This window comes from Bifidobacterium sp. ESL0784, from assembly GCF_029433295.1.
In the GTDB taxonomy this organism is placed as follows: Bacteria; Actinomycetota; Actinomycetes; order Actinomycetales; family Bifidobacteriaceae; genus Bifidobacterium.
In genome coordinates this window covers 256269-275624 of record NZ_JAQTHV010000003.1, presented here as the reverse complement: position 1 = coordinate 275624, position 19356 = coordinate 256269, and the positions used below count along the sequence as shown (strand labels likewise).

General features: G+C 55.2%; 16 protein-coding genes, 1 tRNA gene and 1 pseudogene. 11 read left to right on the top strand and 7 right to left on the bottom strand.

The window, feature by feature from the left end; genetic code table 11:
* Positions 1 to 6: 6 nt before the first annotated feature.
* From PT279_RS05670 to PT279_RS05635, 8 genes are all read left to right on the top strand, one after another.
* Positions 7 to 495 carry an S-ribosylhomocysteine lyase gene (locus tag PT279_RS05670; protein ID WP_277166430.1) on the top strand — a complete coding sequence of 163 codons (489 nt, stop codon included), beginning with the start codon at positions 7 to 9 and terminating at the stop codon, positions 493 to 495.
* 183 nt (positions 496 to 678) lie between these two features.
* Positions 679 to 1215 (top strand): N-acetyltransferase, encoded by a 537-nt coding sequence (locus PT279_RS05665; protein WP_277166429.1) that lies wholly within the window; start codon positions 679 to 681, stop codon positions 1213 to 1215.
* Between the two features lie 155 nt (positions 1216 to 1370).
* Positions 1371 to 2729 (top strand): alanine racemase, encoded by a 1359-nt coding sequence (gene alr, locus PT279_RS05660; protein WP_277166428.1) that lies wholly within the window; start codon positions 1371 to 1373, stop codon positions 2727 to 2729.
* 347 nt (positions 2730 to 3076) lie between these two features.
* Positions 3077 to 4519, top strand: a complete 1443-nt coding sequence (locus PT279_RS05655; RefSeq protein ID WP_277166427.1) for a cytosine permease — start codon at positions 3077 to 3079, stop codon at positions 4517 to 4519.
* Positions 4519 to 5079 (top strand): cysteine hydrolase, encoded by a 561-nt coding sequence (locus tag PT279_RS05650; protein WP_277166426.1) that lies wholly within the window; start codon positions 4519 to 4521, stop codon positions 5077 to 5079. Before PT279_RS05655 ends, PT279_RS05650 begins: the two co-directional genes overlap by 1 nt.
* Positions 5080 to 5372: 293 nt before the next feature.
* Positions 5373 to 6656, top strand: coding sequence for a deoxyguanosinetriphosphate triphosphohydrolase (locus PT279_RS05645; protein ID WP_277166605.1), 1284 nt, complete (start codon positions 5373 to 5375; stop codon positions 6654 to 6656).
* 169 nt (positions 6657 to 6825) lie between these two features.
* Entirely contained in the window at positions 6826 to 8937 is a 2112-nt protein-coding gene (dnaG, locus tag PT279_RS05640; RefSeq protein WP_277166425.1) for a DNA primase, read from the top strand.
* A gap of 412 nt (positions 8938 to 9349) precedes the next feature.
* Entirely contained in the window at positions 9350 to 10543 is a 1194-nt protein-coding gene (locus PT279_RS05635; protein ID WP_277166424.1) for an SLC13 family permease, read from the top strand.
* 92 nt (positions 10544 to 10635) lie between these two features.
* Here the strand turns inward: PT279_RS05635 and PT279_RS05630 are convergent, their stop codons facing one another.
* The 3 genes and pseudogenes from PT279_RS05630 to PT279_RS09275 form a co-directional block, all read right to left on the bottom strand.
* Complete coding sequence (locus PT279_RS05630; protein WP_277166423.1) at positions 10636 to 11883, bottom strand: ATP-binding protein; 1248 nt, start codon at positions 11881 to 11883, stop codon at positions 10636 to 10638.
* 173 nt (positions 11884 to 12056) lie between these two features.
* Positions 12057 to 12442 (bottom strand): annotated as a pseudogene (locus tag PT279_RS09280) (type II toxin-antitoxin system HicB family antitoxin).
* A gap of 96 nt (positions 12443 to 12538) precedes the next feature.
* Positions 12539 to 12619, bottom strand: a complete 81-nt coding sequence (locus tag PT279_RS09275; protein WP_348519374.1) for a hypothetical protein — start codon at positions 12617 to 12619, stop codon at positions 12539 to 12541.
* 231 nt (positions 12620 to 12850) lie between these two features.
* Between PT279_RS09275 and PT279_RS05615 the strand changes: the two genes are divergently transcribed.
* Positions 12851 to 13612, top strand: a complete 762-nt coding sequence (locus PT279_RS05615; protein ID WP_277166421.1) for an ABC transporter ATP-binding protein — start codon at positions 12851 to 12853, stop codon at positions 13610 to 13612.
* Positions 13609 to 15039: a hypothetical protein gene (locus PT279_RS05610; RefSeq protein ID WP_277166420.1), complete on the top strand. Its 1431-nt coding sequence runs from the start codon at positions 13609 to 13611 to the stop codon at positions 15037 to 15039. The genes PT279_RS05615 and PT279_RS05610 overlap by 4 nt, the downstream gene beginning before the upstream one ends.
* 205 nt (positions 15040 to 15244) lie before the next feature.
* Here PT279_RS05610 and PT279_RS05605 read toward each other — a convergent pair whose 3' ends face one another.
* The 4 genes from PT279_RS05605 to PT279_RS05590 all read right to left on the bottom strand — a co-directional run bounded on the left by PT279_RS05605 (position 15245) and on the right by PT279_RS05590 (position 18471).
* The gene (locus PT279_RS05605) at positions 15245 to 15928 is read right to left on the bottom strand and encodes a response regulator transcription factor (protein ID WP_277166419.1); all 684 of its coding nucleotides are present in this window, start codon (positions 15926 to 15928) and stop codon (positions 15245 to 15247) included.
* Complete coding sequence (locus PT279_RS05600) at positions 15925 to 17121, bottom strand: sensor histidine kinase (RefSeq protein ID WP_277166418.1); 1197 nt, start codon at positions 17119 to 17121, stop codon at positions 15925 to 15927. The genes PT279_RS05605 and PT279_RS05600 overlap by 4 nt, the downstream gene beginning before the upstream one ends.
* 66 nt (positions 17122 to 17187) lie before the next feature.
* Positions 17188 to 17261, bottom strand: a tRNA-Arg gene (locus PT279_RS05595).
* A 124-nt stretch (positions 17262 to 17385) separates the two neighbouring features.
* Complete coding sequence (locus tag PT279_RS05590) at positions 17386 to 18471, bottom strand: glycerol dehydrogenase (RefSeq protein ID WP_277166417.1); 1086 nt, start codon at positions 18469 to 18471, stop codon at positions 17386 to 17388.
* A 254-nt stretch (positions 18472 to 18725) separates the two neighbouring features.
* Here PT279_RS05590 and PT279_RS05585 point away from each other — a divergent pair, with 254 nt between their 5' ends.
* Positions 18726 to 19034 carry a YhbY family RNA-binding protein gene (locus PT279_RS05585; protein WP_277166416.1) on the top strand — a complete coding sequence of 103 codons (309 nt, stop codon included), beginning with the start codon at positions 18726 to 18728 and terminating at the stop codon, positions 19032 to 19034.
* The last annotated feature ends 322 nt before the right edge of the window (positions 19035 to 19356 follow it).

Sequence of the window (19356 nt, the reverse complement as noted above, 5' to 3'; positions counted from 1 at the left end):
TCTTATATGTCAGAAGAAAACAAGCCGGAACCGGAGAGCTTTAAGCTCGATCATACCAAGGTGAAGGCGCCGTATGTGCGCTTTATCGACACCGAGACGGGCGAGAAGGGCGACGTGATCTCCAATTACGACCTGCGCCTGGTGCAGCCCAACGAGAACGCCATCCCGACCGGAGGCCTGCACACCATCGAGCACACCATCGCGGTGTTGCTGCGCGAACGCATCCCGGGCTATATCGACTGCTCGCCGTTCGGCTGCCGCACCGGTTTCCACCTGCTGACCTGGGGCGAGCACAGCACCGAGGACGTGGCGAAGGCGCTCAAGGAATCGCTCGAGTTCATCGCCTACAAGGCGACTTGGGATGACGTGCCGGCCACGGACATCACGAGCTGCGGCAACTACCGCGACCACAGTCTTTTCACCGCCAAGGAGTGGTGCAAGAAGATTCTCGACGAGGGCATCAGCTCCGATCCCTATGTTCGCAAGGTGGTCTGATTTCAGGGACGTCGCGGCTTTAACAGGAGTCGTGATTATCTTCAATACGATAAGAGGCGCTGGCAAGGTATTTGCTGGCGTCTCCTGTTTTATCTGTAATAGCTGAATATCAATAAGCTGGAAAGCCCCCATGTTAGGCTTTCCTTCGGTATTTGTAATAGATGTAGGTGAGGTAGGTATTTCATGAGCGGGCAGCAGTCGGGCGAGCATATCCGGAAAGCGACGCAGGCGGATTTCGAAACGATTCAGCGCAACTTCGATCGAGCGCGCAAGCTCATGGCGCAAAACGGCAACCCGACGCAGTGGGGCACGATCTGGCCGCCGGCCGAACTTGTTCAGCAAGACATCGACGGCGGCAACGCCATGCTGTTGGTGGATAACGAAGGCGAGAACGGCTCGGAACGCATTCTCGCGCAATTCGCCATGTTTACCGGGCTTGAACCGACCTACGCCGAAATCGAGGGCAAGTGGCTTGACGACGACGATTATGCCACGATGCACCGTCTCGCTTCGTCCGGACTCAAACGTCACAGTGCCAAAACCTGCCTCGATTGGGCGGTCGAGACATACGGCAACGTGCGTTGCGACACCCACCCCGATAACAAGGCCATGCAGCATGTGTTCGAAGGTGATGGGTTCCAGCGCTGCGGGCTGATCCACGTCATGAACATCACCGACAAGCCCGACGTACGCATCGGCTACCAGCGTCACGAGCGCTGAGATAATCGCTCGATGATCTGAAATAAGGTACGGTAAACCTGTATCGTAAAATTCTGGTTGACTTATGCGTCGCGCGAACCGATAAATTTGTCGCTTATGTAGCTGTTTGGCCTTGACGATTGCGCTCGTCACCTCTGCGCGACACAATATTGGTTATGACATTGAACGCACTCGATCCATGGCCCTTCTCGTCTACTCTTGGAAAGGCGAACTACGCTGCAGCGTTGCGGCGTTACCCGGGGCAGGCCATCGTCGATCTCAAGGCGATGCGCGACAATATGCGGCACCTGGTCGAGGTCGTCGGAGGCCCGAAGTCCGGTACGGCCGTCATGGGTGTGGTGAAGGCCGACGGTTACGGGCACGGGCTCATTCCCTCTGCGTTGGCGGCGCTCGCGGGCGGTGCGACGTGGCTGGGAACCGCGCAGCCCCGCGAGGCGTTGCTCCTGCGCATGGCCGGCATCGATTCCAGCCGTTGCCGCATTCTTACGTGGATGTACAACGGGCGCAACGCACCGCTCATCGAACTCATCGCCAGCGATATTGACATTTCGGTAGGCTCGCTCGACGGCATCGACGCCGTGGCCGCCGCCGCCCGTAAGCTCGGGATACCCGCACATGTGCATGTCAAGGTCGACACCGGCTTCGGGCGCAACGGCTTCACCGCAGAGGGCTTCCAGGCGGCGCTTGACAAGCTTGTCCCGCTCGTCAAGGAAGGCGTGCTTGACATCGTGGGGCAGTGGAGCCACTTTTCCGTGGCCGACGCGCCCGACGTCCCCGAATTCGTGGAGGCGACCGATCAGCAACTCGAAAGCTTCAAGCAGTTCACCGCACGCATGGAGAAGGCCGGTATTCCACCGCGCATTCGCCATATCGCTAACACCGCAGCCACGCTTTCACGTCCGGAAACGCGTTTTGAATTGACCCGTCCCGGCATCGGGCTTTACGGCTACGAGGCCGATCCCGCAATGGGCACGCCATCGAAATACGGGCTGAAGCCGGCGATGACGCTGCAGGCGCAACTGGCCACCGTCAAGCGTGTCGAGGCCGGGCATGGGATTTCCTACGGTCGCACCTACATCACCGACGAAGAGACCAGCACGGCCATCGTGCCGCTGGGTTACGCTGACGGCATCCATCGTTCCTCATCCGGTTTCGACGAGTCCGGGGCCAAGCACACGAAGAAGCCCGGCGGGCCGGTGCGTGTGATGACTTCTGAGGGGCCGAAGCTGATGCGCGTCTCCGGGCGCGTGTGCATGGACCAGTTCATTCTCGATTTGCACGGCGATTCCGAGAAGCTCGGCGTGCATGAAGGCGACACCGTCGAACTCTTCGGGCCTGGGCGCGGCGAAAAGTATGTGGAACCGACAGCCGACGATTGGGCTCGCGCCGCCGACACCATCAGCTACGAGATCTTCACTTGTCTGCGCACCCGCATCCCGCGCCTTTACCTGCATGCGGCCGAAGTGCTTGAACCGCAGGATATGAGCAAACTCAGCCCCAAGACGTTGTTGTGACATTGGATGGTATTGCCATGGAGCCATTGTTGCTGTGATGTTGTAGACAATATTTACTAAACGCATGTCAGGCGGGCGTCGCAAAGCTGTGGCGCCCGTTTTTCGGATGTGGTTGATTCACGCATAAAGCCAATGAAGGCAAGGCGTGATGATTTGTTGGGGCATGTTTTATTCGCAAGGATGTGTTCAGATTGTTCCAAGGCTTGAAACGACGACACGAAACTGGCAAAGCTGGAATTGCATTTCTGTATCTTTAGTTATAGTCTTACTGACTATAAGTGAATAAAACATTCAATATAAATATTTTTATCATACTTAGATAATTGAGATAATTAAGAAGGTTAATCATGAGTGAAGAAGGGAAGGGTTCGTCGCTGAGTGTCGAGGAACAAGGTATCGACGTCATCGATGAATCGGAACGCAAAGGCAAGCCCTCGAGCCTGTTCTGGCCGTGGTTCGCGGCCAATATTTCGGTGCTGGCCATGTCGTACGGGGCCTGGGCGCTTGGTTTTGGGATTTCATTCTGGCAGGCGGCTCTCACCACCATCATTGGCGTTGTGGTCTCGTTTCTGCTGGTAGGCATCGTCTCGATCGCGGGCAAACGCGGCAACGCGCCGACCATGGTGATTACACGTGCCATCTTCGGCGTCAAAGGTGCGAAGGTGCCCGCAGCGATGTCGTGGATCGCCACGTTGGGTTGGGAAATTTCGCTGACCGTGACCGCGGTGCTGGCCATGGCCTCTACGCTGCAGAAGCTGGGAATGGGTTCCGGGCCCACAGCCAAGATCATCTCGGCGGTTGTGGTCGTTGGGCTCGTGGTGGTGGCCGGCATTTTCGGCTATGACCTCATCATGAAATGCCAGCAGGTCATCACCATCGTCACTGGAATCGTGACCGTTGGCTTCTTCTTCCTAGGCTGGGGCAGCATCGATTTCTCGAAGATCAGCAGCGCTCCATCCGGCGGTCTGCCGGCCATGCTTGGCTGCTGCCTGTTCGTCATGACCGGCTTCGGCTTGGGCTGGGTCAATGTGGCCGCCGACTATTCACGCTATTTGCCGCGCAATTCCTCCAACGGCGGCATCGTGGCATGGACCACGTTTGGTGCCTCGATTGCTAACGTTCTGCTGATTATGTATGGTCTACTGCTCGCGGTGTCCAACGGCTCGCTGTTGAAGCAGGTCGGGCTGGACCCGGTGGGAGCGATGGCCTCGATTCTGCCGACGTGGTATCTGGTACCGTTCACCTTGGTTGCTGTGCTCGGGCTGATGTCAGGGGCGATTATGGATAACTATTCCAACGGACTTGCCCTGCTTTCCTTCGGCATCAAGCTGCCGCGTACCGTCGCCGCCGGGCTCACCGCGGTGCTGACCGTAATCGGCGTCATCTACGTGACGTTCTTCTCAGAGACGTTCATCGGCCCGTTCCAAGGTTTTCTCATCACCCTTGGCGTGCCGATGGCCGTCTGGGCCGGCATGTTCGTGGCGGATGTGCTGATGCGCAAGCTTGATTACGATGGTGCCGATCTCTATAATCCCGAGGGTCGTTACGGTTCGTGGAACGTCAAAGCGTTGGTCATCCTCGCAGTAGGCACAGTGCTTGGCTGGGGGCTGGTCGTCAATTCGTCGGCAAGCTGGCTGAGCTGGCAGGGCTACCTGCTTGGTCTTTTCGGCGGCAAATCCGGCATTTGGGCACAGGCCAATCTTGGTGTCATCGTGGCGCTGGTGGTCGGCCTGCTCGGAACCCTTATTTTCCAGCGTGCAGACATCAAACGACAGGAAGGAATCGACTGATGATTGACAAGGATGAATGGCTGGTGGTCGTGGACCGCCAGAAGGTCTTCGCACAAAGCGACTGGTCGGATTGGGCATGCGCCAACGGCTCCTACTATGCCACGGACGAGCCTTTCGAACGCCTCGCAAAAGCCTATGGGGAGCATGTGGTCTATACCCGCTATATTGCTCCGGACGTGCCTCAGGACGCGTGGGTCGATTACTTTAAGGACTGGCCGCAGTTCCTGGTCCCGACGGACGATCCGATGTATGACTTCACCGATGAGACGGCCGAGTTGGCCAAAGGTCATCCCGTGGTCAGCAAAACGACGTTCGGCAAATGGGGCGATGAGTTAAAGCAGGCCGTGCGAGGAGCCAAGAAAATTGCGGTGTGCGGGGTGGCGACCGACTGCTGTGTGCTTCAGACCGCTTTGGCCGCAGCCGATGACGGTGTCGCGGTTCGGCTGGTCGAGGACGCGTGCGCGGGCAGTACGCTCGAAAACCAAAAGTTGGCCATCGAGACGATGAAGCTGTTCACGCCGCTGATCACCGTGACCGATACCAAGAAATTGCTTGACTGACTATTATCGGCTTTTGCTGTTGGAAGCGGCAGGATACGAATTTTTGGGATGTCATAAAAGATAAAAGATATCGTTTCCTGATTTCGCTTCATACGTCTCCATCAATAAAGAAAGTCGTCTGCCACATCAAAATGACAGGCGGCTTTTTGTTGCCGTGTGATGCGTGGCATGATCTTGCGGTTTATATTGGGCACGCGAGTGATGTGGGCTATCATCGGAAATATAGTGTCAGGTTCGATCGGCGGTGTCCGCGGACTGGCGCAATGGCTTGGTTTGATGGAGCGAGGTACGTGATGGAAACTGCCGATGGCGAAGAAGTGCTGGAAGATGAGGGCTACGATGCCTTCGACGAGGAACGCTGGGCCCCCGAGCCGCCGAAATCCCAGTCCCGCACCGCCTTCCAGCGTGACCGTGCGCGTCTCATCCATTCCTCGGCCCTGCGTCGCCTTGGTGCGAAAAGCCAGATTTTGGTGGCCGGAACCGATGATTTTGCCCGTACACGTTTGACGCACACGCTTGAAGTCGCGCAGATTGGCCGTCAGATCGGCTCGATGCTCGGCTGCGACCCGGACGTGGTTGATTGCGCCTGCCTGGCCCATGATCTTGGTCACCCACCCTTCGGACACAACGGTGAGCGGGTGTTGGCTGACATCGCCTCGGGTATCGGCGGTTTCGAAGGCAACGCCCAGACCCTGCGGTTGCTCACGCGGCTGGAGCCGAAAGTTTTTCATGCCGATGGACGTTCCGCTGGCGTTAACCTCACCCGTGCCTCCCTTGATGCGGCGGTGAAATATCCTTGGACGCTGGCCGAAGCTGCACAGCATCCCAAGGGGGAACGGAGCCTCAAATTCTGCGTCTACCCCGATGACGTAGACGTGTTCAACTGGCTCAAGACAGGTGCGCCGAAAGACGCCAAACCGATGGAATGCCAGGTCATGGACCTTTCCGACGACATCGCCTACAGCGTCCACGATGTGGAGGACGCCATCGCCACCGGTGCTCTCAAGCCGTTGGCTTTGGCTGATTCCCGGGTGCTTGACGGCATCGTGGAAGTCACTCGCGAATGGTACGGGCAGCAATGGGACCCGGATGAGCTGCTCGAAGCCTTGCATCGCCTGAAGAGACGGCATATGTTCCCCACGCATTTCAACGGATCACGGCAGGCGCTGGCGCAGTTGAAGAACATCACCAGCTCGCTGATCGGCCGGTTCGCCGGTTCCGTAGAACAAGCGACGCGCGAGAAATATGGTCAAGGCCCGCTTACGCGATACAGCGCCAACGTCGTCATCCCCGACCAGACCAACTACGAGATTGTTGCGCTCAAGGGCATCGCGGTCTACTTCGTCATGGCACCGCGCGAACGCGAGCCGTTGCACGAGCAAGAACAGCAGATTGTCGCCGATCTGGTCGACGTACTGATGGCCGATTCGCCCCGTCCCTCCGACGCGCTGGAAACGGTGTTCCTGGAGGACTGGAACGAGTCCACCAACGACGACGAACGTCTGCGCGTCGCCATCGATCAGGTCGCCAGTCTTACCGACGGATCTGCGATGACCTTGCATTCCTTGATTTGCTGAACTTCGGATAGCGTATCCTTTGGGGGAAGCCCGATCCGGGTCATTGACAGTCCCGGTAATGGTTGAATCGTGCTTCTGCGTCTCAAGGAGAATCAGGAAACCTTGATTTTTGGTTTTGTTCATCCGTCTTGATTGCCCTCATGCATGGCGCGCGGTAAGGTGAACAATTATGGCTGGAATGATTCTCAAAGCGGATGTGGAAAAGGTGCGTGCCACTGCGGACCTCTACGACATTGTCTCGTCGACGGTGACGCTCAAAGCTGCGGGCACCGGTACCTTTATGGGATTGTGCCCCTTCCATGACGAGAAAACCCCCAGCTTCAGCGTGCGTCCTTCGCTGGGTGTGTGGCATTGCTTCGGCTGCGGGCTCGGCGGTGACGTTTTCGCTTACGTCGAGCATCGTGAGAACATTGATTTCCGCGAGGCCGTGGAACTTCTGGCCGACAAGTACCATATCGAATTGCATTACGAGAAAAGCGACGGCGGCAAGGAAGAACACCGCGGATCAAAACGAGCCCGCCTGCTTGAAGCCAACGAAGAAGCGCAGCGTTTCTTCGTCTCCCGGATCATGACACCCGAGGCGCTCGCGGCACGAAAACTCCTTGGTGGCCGCAACTTCAGCCAGGCCGATTGCCAGCGTTTCGGGTGCGGCTACGCTCCGCAAGGTTGGGACAACCTCGTCCGTCACCTGGCGGGCAAAGGCTTCACGCAGCAGGAGATGCTGGACGCCGGTCTCGCGCGTCAGGGGCAGCGCGGCATCTACGACTATTTCCGCGGACGGGCCACATGGCCGATCCGCGACTCAACGGGACGTACACTCGGTTTCGGGGCCCGCAAGCTTTACGATGACGACAACATCAACGCCAAATACATCAACACCCCCGATACCCAGCTTTACCGCAAGACACAGGTGCTATACGGTATCGACCTGGCCAAATCCAGCATCGTGCGTAAGCGCCAGGCCGTGATTGTTGAGGGCTATACGGATGTAATGGCCTGCCATCTGGCCGGTATCGACACTGCCGTTGCCACCTGCGGCACCGCATTCGGAGAGGACCATGCCAAAATCATCCGTCGTCTCATTTCCGACGATTCCTTGGGCGCCGTCCAGCTGGTCGGCCCCTTGAAGGTCGAGGGTCAATCTCTGAGCTCGCGTATCGTCTTCACCTTTGACGGCGACGCGGCGGGGCAGAAGGCCGCCATCCATGCCTTCGGATTGGATTCCGCGTTCCTTTCTCAGACCTTCGTAGCCGTAGCCGACAACAATCTCGACCCCTGCGACCTGCGCATCCAGCAGGGCAACGAGGCGGTTCGCTCACTGATTGACCACGCGAGGCCGCTTTACGATTTCGTCATCGACACCGCCATCAACCGGTTCGATACGTCCTATACCACGGGCCAGATGGGTGCGGTAAAGGCCGTCGCACCGCTGATCGCGCAGATTCGTGACCGTTCCCTGCTCGATATCTACACCCGCAAGGCGACCCGTCGTATCGGCGTGGACCTTGACATCATGCGGCGTGAGGTCAACAATGCGCGTCGAGCGTTGCATGTGCGCGACGACGATGCCTACGCGTCCAAACGTCATGGCGGCAACGGCTTCGAGAACCGCGGCCGCAACGATGAGAACGCTTATGCCAATCCAGCTGCACGCAAGGCCTTGCAACACCATGATGCCGCCGATCAGGCCTATTTCCGCGTCGACGATGCCGTGTTCATCTGCGAGCAGCAGTTCATGGCCGTGCTCATTCAGGTGCCCCGCGCCATTGATTTCAATTCATTCGCGCAACTCACCCTCGCCGATTTCATGACCCCGGTTTTTCGCACGTTGTTCCAGGCGATTGCTGCGGCGGGTGGTTTGCCGGATAGCAGTACCCCACAGGGGCTGTGGATGCACAATCTCACCAAGGCAGGCGGCCCAATGCTCGAGCAGGTCATCAACGAGCTGGCTGTCATGCCGTTGCCTTTGCCGGGCGGGGATGACCAGAACGGCAGTGCCAACGATGCGAATGTCGGGGGAGCGGGAACCAACGGTGCCGATATGCCCAACCCAGCAGCTGCCCAGCTTCGTGCACCAACCCCGGAAGAGCAGCGCTATGCCGCGGAACTGACCGCACGGCTTCTCGATGTCGGTTACATGCGACGTATCGGTGCCGCAAAGCGCAAAATGGCGCAGATACCCGATGGTGAGGAGAAAATCAGGATTTTGGGAGAGATCACCAATATGGAGGCCGCCAGAAAGGATTTGCAGGCGCAGGTCTACGGCAATGCCGTTGCCTGAATGCTGTATTGTCCGCAACACGGCAAGCTAATGTAAATTTTTACAACTTTTTTGACAATTTTGGTCGCTTTTATCCACCTCAAAAAGACCAATGAAATCTAGGAATTTTCCCTCTATTTTTTGTCCTACAAATAAAAATGGTCGCTGGAAGCCCGGTTTTTCGTACTTTTCCACTCCCGAGTACCCATACAATAAGAAGTGAGAGAACGAATGCACACGTTGTTTGTGAGGTCAGATTCTTGCCAAAGTGTGTTTTCGTTGACCGTTGCATCGGCCTTGTGATGGATGGGAAACTGGATGATCGAGATGTTTGGCGGTAGCGGGCGAAAATGTCGCCTTACGATTGGACTGCATCGATGAGATGCGATCATAATATCGACTATTCTTCGTTGAACCCTTGGTTGGTGTATTGATGCGCAAGTGGATTGTCAAGGAACTGAAAAACGACACCATTTTGGTGGTGGCGACGATACTCGCCATCATTTCGTGTTTCATCGTTCCCCCGGACCGTCAGTACCTCGGCTATATCCACATGAACACCATTTCACAGTTGGTCTGCCTCATGCTGGTGGTCTGCGGCTTCCAGCGCATCGGCGTTTTCCATATCATCGGCACCAAGCTGCTTGAGCACGTGCACACCGAAAGTGCTTTGGTGATAGCGCTCGTCTCCTTGACGTTCTTCTCCGCGGCTTTCATCACCAACGATGTTTCCCTGGTTACCTTCATCCCGTTTGCGATTTCCGTGCTGGTCATGGCGAAAATGGAAGACAAGGCCATTCTGGTGACTACGATGATGACCATCGGGGCCAATACCGGCAGTATGCTGACGCCAGTCGGCAACGCCCATAATCTTTACCTCAAATCAGTCTCCAAAATGTCGACCTCGGAGTTTCTCACGGTAATGGGGCCGTTCTCCCTTGCCTCGGCGATTATGCTGCTTGCAGTCATTCTCATCGTGTTTCGCCGTCGTGATAGCCAGGCCGATTTCGTAGGACTCGGACACAAGGGCATCGAGCAATCTATTATTGCGCCACAAGGGGATCGGCAACCGGACGAGATCCGCGTACTCGATTACGGAGCAGGATACGGCGGTTGGCGGGCAGTTGTCTATGTCGTTCTGTTCCTCGTCTGTATTTTTACCGTCGGTGGTTCCGTTCCGCTGTGGCTGATGTGTGTGCTGGTATTCGGTGCGTTCCTGATCTGCGACCGCCGAGCGTTCCTTAAGGTCGACTGGAGTCTGCCGCTGACCTTCGTCATGTTCTTCATTTTCATCGGCAACATGCGCCGCGTGCCGGAATTTTCGAATTTCGTGGCCTCGATCGTGGGTCAGCACCCGATGGAAGTTGCCGTCGCCTCCAGCCAGCTGATCAGCAACGTGCCCACTTCGATTCTGCTTTCCGGCTTCTGCAGCCAGTGGCGTGAGCTGATTATCGGTACGAACCTTGGCGGCCTGGGTACGTTGATCGCCTCGATGGCCTCGCTGATTTCCTATCAGCAGATCGCCCGCAAATACCCAGATAAGAAAGGACGTTATCTTCTGGTTTATACTGCGGTCAACGTTTTGTTCTTGGCGGTGCTGCTCGGGTTGGCACTCATCATCAACTGATTCAATACACGAGTAAATTGAGTATATCGGTCTGTATTACTTATTGCCGACAAAATAATTAATCGATTAATGCCGGTGAGAAGGATTCGGATTTAAGCGAGAGAGTATCTGGTGGCCCGCGAACGTCCGACTTGCTTCAATTTGCCTTCACTGACGAGTTTTTTCAATACGTAAGAAGTCTCGCCTTTATTGGTACCGAGGCCAGTTTGAATTTGTTTTCGGCTTAGTGCTGTCCCACGTTGTGCGATGAGCGCCATGGTCATTTCGTCAACGGATTCAATCTTGAATTGTCGCGACTTCGTGTCGGCTGGTTTCGATTTATCATGGCTCTGAGCGGTATACGGAGTGCGGTTAGCCGGTGAATTCTTAGAAGCGCCATTGTATGACTGCCACGATTTTTCGCTGGCAAAAATCAAAGAAGGTAACGAAGTTGCGCTGAGCACACGGCTACCAGTAAGAGCTTCGGCAGGAATGGTAGTGAAAAGGTGACCGCCTAACGGGAATGTGTAGCGTTTGGCTTTGCCGGAGCCTTCGTCGGAATTGTCGTGGTTGTTTGTCGGATCGTTCGATTCCTTGGCATTGTCACCAGCTAAGTGAGGCTCGGGCCATGCTGAATCGAGTACGGGCTTCGGCAGAATCATCGCCACTGAACCCGGGCCTACGCGAAGCTGCGGGCTGGCAAGGCTTTCGGAATACGAGTCAAGAATGCGTTGTACACCGGTTCCGCAGTTTTCGCTTAAGTGCAGTGCCTCGAACGTGTCGGCAAGCCATGGGTTGCGCGATTCGCTGACACCGTTCAAGAGATCGTTGACTTCGAATCCGTCCACTAGACCGCCAGGGGAGACGATTTCGATGCTGGAATCAAAGAGACTAATCAGAATGGGGCCGTTCTTGTCGTAATCACGGTGCAGAACGGCGTTGACCAACGATTCGCGTAGCGCGGCTTCCGGCCAAGTGTTCTTAGTATTGTGTCGGTTAAGGAACATCATCGTGGCATCAATCTGGCTGAAAACGGAACCAGAAATATTTTGCCGTTCGGTCAGGTTCGCTTTGGTGTCGCCGTCGAAGACCGCACATTTAACGCGGTACGGGCATTGGTCGGAAAGCAAGAGCGCTGTGTTGACAAACTGTTTTTCAGCATCGAAAAGGTGCAGTTTCGTAAGGTTTTTATCGGACCATTCAAGCCCAGCTGAAGTGAATGCCGGTTTTGCGTATTCAAAGGTCAGATTCTGGTTCGAACTCAAACGCTGGTCAAAAGGCAACGCAGCAGAAAACGCCTCGGCAACTTGCCGAGTCTCGTCGTTATCAGCGGTCTGGGGCGTTTCCTTGTCCGAATCCATGACTCGAGTTTATCGTCACTTTGCGACACGCCAGAGTCGACTCTTCCCTATGATTTTAGCCCTATTGTGACGTATCTGATTGTCGAAAATCCAGTACGAATACAATTCGTCTTTACCTTCTGCCAAGGGCAAAGACGAATGATTGATTCAATGGAATTATTTGAATATGCTGATCAGGCTTCCTGCAATTGTTTGTGGTAGATACTTTCCAGTCCATCGCGGAGAACTGCAGAGTAACTGACATTATGTTTGTCGGCGTATGTCCCAAGCCATGCCGGAATGGTTACATTGCGGCGAACTGCCTTGCTGCCGTATTTTTCGGCATAGGCATCCATGTCAAGAGCGACAAGGCTTACGAGACCATCCGGTTCATCGGGATGGATGTGATGTCTTCTAGACGGCTTGTCTTAGGGGATGGTTTCCCGTCTTCGAGTTCGTCGAGCACCCAGCCGCTGGCGGCGTCTTCTGCCATGAGCATGGCTTCAGCAAGTGAATCGCCTTCAGTTACGCAACCGGGGAGATCGGGAACCTCAACGGTATAGCCGCTGCCCTTTTCCATCGGATATAGAATTATGGGATAAACGAGTTTCGTTTTGCTCTCTTCTCATGAATAGAAGCTTGTTGCCAAATGCTTTTGACGGTTCTGGGATCAAGGTCACCTCTGTGGCAGGGGTGTGACCTTTCCTTTTTTAAAAAGGTGGACGTAATTGCGATGGCTGCCGTTTTGCGATTTTATACGCCAGCCGTCGGCTAGTAACCGTTTCTCGATCTCTTAGAATCTCATACTTAACGAAACGTATAACACGTATTGTATGTCAAATCTTGATATCTCAAGGTTTTCGCCTTGAAAAGATGTGAAATCTACATTTCGGTTATTTTCTGTCATTCTTCTCATTTTGAAGGATTCAGGGAAAGCAGTGACTTTCGGCACGGGGCATGGTCTCTTGGAATGTGTGACGATGGAAATATGGAGACTCAACAGATCGTATTAGATCCCAAGATTACCGATATTTTCCAGCAGCAGGCAAGGCCGGAACCGAGCGTGATAGCTGTAGGTTTGTCGAAAGTCGTTTCGCCTCGCAAAGGCGACTCGGTCACGATTCTCAGTGATGTCGATTTCTGCGCCTATCCCGGCCAGATCACTGCGATCGTTGGTCCCTCCGGATCGGGCAAGTCGACGTTGCTTTACTGTCTTGCCGGTCTTGAAACGTTTACAGACGGGTCTGTCTCGTTGCTCGGTACGCCAATCAAAGGTATGAAACCGACGAAACTGACCAAATTCAGGCGTAACCATCTGGGCTTCGTCTTCCAGTCATACAATCTTGTGGCCAGCATGAGCGTCGAGGAGAACATCGCCCTGCCATTCACGTTGCGCGGCGCCCGTTTCCCGCGCAAACAGGCTGAAAGCATGCTGGACTATTTCGGACTGCTCAAGCAGCGCAAGACCAATGTGACTGAGCTTTCGGGCGGCGAGCAGCAGCGTGTGGCGTTGGCCCGTGTACTGCTGGCGAGTCCGGACATCATTTTCGCCGACGAACCGACGGGCGCGCTGGATCAGGAAAACGGCAGAAAGGTCATGGGAATCCTGCGTGATATCGCTCAGAACCCCGAGAAAACCGTCGTTTTGGTGACCCATAGTGCTGAGGTCGCTGAGAAATGCGACAGGGTCGTCGAGGTCCGCGACGGCAGGATTTCGCAAGCTTCGGCCCAAAACGAGGTGACGGTATGAAAGGCGCATTGAAAGACCTCAAAGCCGCTCCGATGGTCTGGGGTGCGGTCGGGCTGGTGCTGGTCGTCGGTCAGACCATGCTCTCGCTGTTCATGGCGCTTTGGGAATCGCTGAAACGTGCCTGTACTGGTTCGTGTGTGGGTACGAGCGGCGACCAGTCATTCGTAATGACTATGCCGTTGTTCTTTCTGATTGTTATGTTCGCCTTCGTCGTGCTGTGGACGGTGTCTTCGGCGCTTGCCCAGCGTCGTCGCCAGCTTGCGTTGCTGGTCTTGCAGGGTGCCACGCCGATTCAGCTGCTCATGCGCACGATTGTGGTGGTGGCAGTGTTGTTTGTGGTGGCAAATGTGGCGGCGTTCGTCATTGTGCCGCTGGTTGCCCAGGGATTCTATCGTTTTTATATGCCGATTGCGATTGATGTGGGTTCATTCCCGCCGTATGTGGGTTCTGGGGTTTATCCTGCTTTGATGAGGGGTGCGATTTTCGGCGGTGCTACAGTGTTGGTCGGTACGATATTTACCATGCGTTCAATCGCCCGAATCAGCCCAATAGAGGCATTGCGACAATCACAGAATCCTCCGCGCCGTATCGGTGTCAAACGCATGGTGATGGTCATAGTGCTGTTTTTGGCGGCTCTGGTGGTTCTGAGTATTTCGGGGCTGGCGCTGAAACCCGTGAGTCAGGCGACGATTATGGCAGGCAAGGCGTTCACTGATTCGACAAGCGCCTTGTTGATATGGACTGCGATGTTGGGCATGTTCCTGTTGGTTTTTGCGTTGGCTTTGGCGGCACCGTTAATATTGGGCCGGTTCGCTTCGTGGTGGACCTCGATTCCCATACCTTCGGCGACTTGGAAACTCGCCGGTCAGCAGTCGAGCGGCCGTATCAATCGGCAGCGAGGCACGGTGATGCCGTTGGTGATCGGGTTGACGATGACCATGACGTTTTCCAGTATTTTGGCCACATTCACCACGACCATGAATTACATCGCACCGGGTGTCAAAGGGTATAAGTCCGCAAGTCTCGAACGGATCCTTGCCGTTCTGGCACCGGCCATCATCGTGGCGTTGGCAGGAGTAGTGGCAGGGTTATGCATTTCCGCCGGTGCCCGAAAAGTCGATGCCGCACTGACATACGTCGCCGGTGCCGATATCGGCCAGCTGACGGTGCTTTCGTTTTTGGACGGTGCCATCATGTCTGCAACCTCGGTGTTGCTGGCGTTCATCGTCACGAATGTTGCGTTGCTTTCCATTGATTTCGGATTGCTGAAATTGGTGGGTCATTGCGTGCCGAATCTGGAACTGCTCGGTTGGCTTGCCATTCTCGTCATTGCGGTTATCGTCGGTGCCATCGCCACTGGGATTCAGGGCTTGACAACTAGGTACCAGGATTCCATGCGTATCATCGCCTCGGCAATCGGAGAATGATGCTATTGGTGAGTGGTGCCGTGTTGACTGTTTCAGTGTCCAACCGATTTATCGGCTGCGTCAGTGCGGTTCCGATTATTCTTATTCATCCAACTTTCCACTGACAGTATGTGAATCCTTGGATCGTCCTGTTAGTTTCACCTGTCCAATTCTCCATCGGTACTAGATGGAACGTCGGGGCGTTTCACTGATTTCACTAATGCTGCTAATCCAACGTCCCGTTGAGCAGGGCAGTTAGCTCGGTCCGATTGCGCACGTCAAGGGACGAGAAGATGCGGCTAACGTGGTTCTTGACCGTACCGGTGGATAGACATAGTTTGTTGGCGATTTCGGTGTTGGTCATGCCTTGCGCGACGAAAGTGGCGATTTGCTGGTCGCGAGGTGTCAGGGACGAGGTTGTTACGTCGTTGATGTTGTTGGCGTTGTTCGATTGCGTGATAAGGCGTATGACGTGCGCTGTGGCGCTGGAACCGATGACCTTCCCGCCTGCAGCCGCGGTATGGATGGCCTTGTTGAGTTCAGCGGTGGAAACATCCTTGAGCAGATAGCCCACTGCGCCGGCCTTCATCGAATCGACGAGGTTATCGTCTTCGTCGAATGCGGTGAGCAGAATGCATTTGATATTGGGATGATTGGCGTGCAAGTTCGCGATGAGTTCCGTTCCATTCATTTGTGGCATGCGCGCGTCAATCAACGCCACATCGATGGCATCGAGCACGGCATCGCCTAACGCGAACACCACCTCGGCACTCGATTCCTGTGCGACCAAGTCGACATCGGGCATGAAAGAGACGAGCTCGGCCAGCCCGGTCAGGATGAGCTCCTGGTCGTCCACGATCAGGAGGCGAATCTTCCTTTTGGTTTTGTCGATTTTCGAAGTGTCCGTCATTGCTTTTCCGTCATTTCTGCATTGGTCGCCAGCGGAATCGTCAAGGTTATACTGGCACCGCCCAGCTTCCGTGATTCGCCGATGGTGAGCGTTCCACCGGCCTGCTGTGCACGTTTGCGAAGTGCCGCAAGACCGAAGCCGTGATCGATATCACCGGTGTCGATACCAGGACCGTCATCATCGATGGTCAGTGTCAATGATTTTCCGCTGACAACGATGGTCAGACGAACGTTGGTGGCGTGGGCGTGACGGACAGCGTTCGTCAATATCTCCTGCAAAGCGCGGAATACCAAGGTTTGTTCGTCCGCTTCGAGTAGGCTTACATCGCCGATGATGTCGGTGTGCATGTCGAGACCGGCATCGCCGAAGGAACGCGCCATTGCATCGATGGATTCGTTGGTGAGTTTCTGCCCGAACGAAGCCGGATCAAGCGCCCGTGCCATCTGCCGGACTTCCGACAAGGTTCCTTTGGCGATATCGTCGGCTCTGGTAACGGGTTTGTTGATCGATTCCCGTTCGAGGTCGGTTATGTTTTCTGTTGCGGCGGTGGCATTGAGCGCCGATTCATGGGCATAATGCATGGCAGTGAGCTGTTGACCGATGGAATCGTGCATTTCGCTGGCCATCCGTGCCCGTTCGCGCGAAAGGGTCAGCGACTCGATCTGCTGTATATTGTCCCGAAGTTGTTCGTTCGCCTGTTGCAGTTTCTCCGATTGCACGGTGTAGACCATGAAGAGGATGCCGGCGAACAGTATGTAGTTTGATGTGGCGATGAAATCAGGAATATGCAGGCTTTGCAGATCATTGAGTATCGGCGAGAGCACCCACATCGTAATCGCGGAAAGCACGATGGTGATGTATCCGAATGCCGCATTGAACAGTATCGACGTTTCGGCTATGACGATGTAGGTAAGCAGTTGTCCACCGTGGCGCAGATACGGCGCCGACCAGATGCAGGCCGCTATCAGAATCAGCGCGGCTGCACGTTGCCAGAACAGTTTTGGCGCTTTGATCATGGCGATGTATAGCAGCGCAATAAGTACCGGTTGCAGAACCATAAGCACGAAGTGGCCCACATATGCCGAGTCAGGAAGCAGAAAAACGAATCCCAAAGCGAATATCAGTGCCGAATATTTTGGAAAACGGCGTTTGTGCGCCTGCCAGTCGATGCTTATTTTCGGTGATTTCATCATTGAGGTGTCTTTGTCGTATCGTTCGATTCCTTCGGCGTGGGATTGCAATCTCGTCTCCGAATCAAGTGACCCCGGCGAGATTCGAACTCGCGACCTACAGATTAGAAGTCAGTTGCTCTATCCAACTGAGCTACGGGGCCGAACAACAATCCTTTATTGTATCAGCACGTCTGACGCAAGAATGGCAGGAACGTCGTCGAAATCAGCTTTGATGACGTTCCTGCCATTCATACGGTTAGCCAAACAACGAACCGTTTCTGGGATTTAGTAGACGGAGGCTACTTCGGTAGCGGTACGCAGTGCGATCGCCACATCTTCGGGCGTCACCTCGAAGGGCATGTTGGACATCGTGTCGTCCTTGCTGCAAGCGAGTTCGCCGACTTTCAAGAGATCCTCATCGGTCGCGTCCTCGACACCAATCTGGGCGAGGGTGGTGGGCAGGCCTACCTTGCGGAAGAAGCCGTAGGCCTCACGCAGATCCGCTTCGGGGCGGTCTTCGAGCACGAACTGGGTCAGTGTGCCGTAGGCCACCTTCTCGCCGTGCAGATACTTGTGCGTGCCGGGAAGCACGGTGAGCGCGTCATGGATGGCGTGTGCGGCGGCAAGGCCGCTGGATTCGAAGCCGAGGCCGCTTAAGAGGGTGTTGGCTTCGATCACGTTCTCGACCGCCGGACTGCACAGGCCTTGGCGCACAGCGGCGACGGCCTTGGGGCCATCGGCGATGAGCAGGTCGTGGCAGAGCTTGGCCAGCGCGATGGCCGCGTTGGTGGAATGGCCACCGGTCATGGTGATCGCGTTCGATTGCTTGCAGGCCAATGCCTCGAAATAGGTCGCATAGGCGTCGCCGAGGCCCGAGATCAAGAAGCGCACCGGGGCCTTCGAGATGATGGTGGTGTCCATGATGACCATGTCCGGGTTCTTGGGCAGAGGCAGATAGTGGTCGAATTCGCCGCTATCGGTGTAGACCACGGACAGACGTGAGCACGGAGCATCCGAAGAAGCCGCGGTCGGGGAGATGATCACCGGCCGCTTGCCGAAGTGCGCGACGGCCTTCGAGGTGTCGAGCGTCTTGCCGCCGCCGATGCCAATGACCGCATCGTTTTCGCCAAGTGCTGCGACGTGCTTGTTGATTTCGTTGTCGGAGCATTCGCCGCCGAATACGACGAGCTGGTAAGGTGTGCCGCTCTTATCGAAGCTGGAGACGATCTGGTCGTGATAGGTCTTCTCGATGAACGGATCGACGATGATGTAGGCGCCTTTGCTGCCCAGGGTGCGGTACTGATCCGCGAGTCCGTTGATGGCGTTGGGTTCCTGGATATAGCTTCCGGGTGAGCACAGAATTTTCTTCAAAATGTCCTCCTTTGACAATAATGAATAAAACGTGATGTAGGTCACATAATTTCCATTATATGGGATATAGACATAGCGCATGCCGATATTTTGTGAGCGTTAACAATTCCTTGGTTACCGTATTTCTATTGGGAATATTGGCAGGACAAGCCTTTGGGATATGGTGGAATCATCGAAAGTCGAATATCGCCGATTGCTTATTAATGGTCACGAAACGTTTAAGGCGATGGTGATTGCGAGGAATAGGATTTTATATGGCAACGAAACTCAACAAACGACAGGTCAAGCAGCTGAAGGCTTTGGCAAGCAAGATTTCGCCGATGCTGTGGATTGGCAGGAACGGGGTCACCGATGCCGCCGTGAAGCAGGCTTCGGAGATGCTTGAATCGCACGAGTTGTTCAAAGGTGTGGTGCAGGACGGCTGCCCGATCGATGAACAGGAGGTCGGGGAGACCCTTGCCGGCCAGATCGGCGCGCAGCTGGTGCAGGTCATCGGCCATCGTTTCGTCCTCTATCGGCCTTCGAAGAAGCCTGGAATCACGAAGATCGAGCTCGTTCATTAGGTATTCGGGTATGTCGCTTTCCCGGGGCCGCGACGGCTTGGTGTGTTACGTATTATAGTGTTTGAATAGCGCGCAATGACGAATGTAGTGTATTGATGTGTCAATGTTGTGCAGGTGCAGCACGGAAGCGTTTTGCTGGTGCAATGACTCTTCCGTGCTGTGTTTGATGGGTTGCAATAAAAGCGGAATGTTGGAATTCCAACGAAGTCGACGAAGACATCGTGCAAGGGAGCAGCATTGAAGAATAAATTGTTCGGTAAGACTGTTCAGTGCTGCGTTGCGGTGGTTGAAGGCGAAGTGCGAGAGATGCACGTATCGAAGT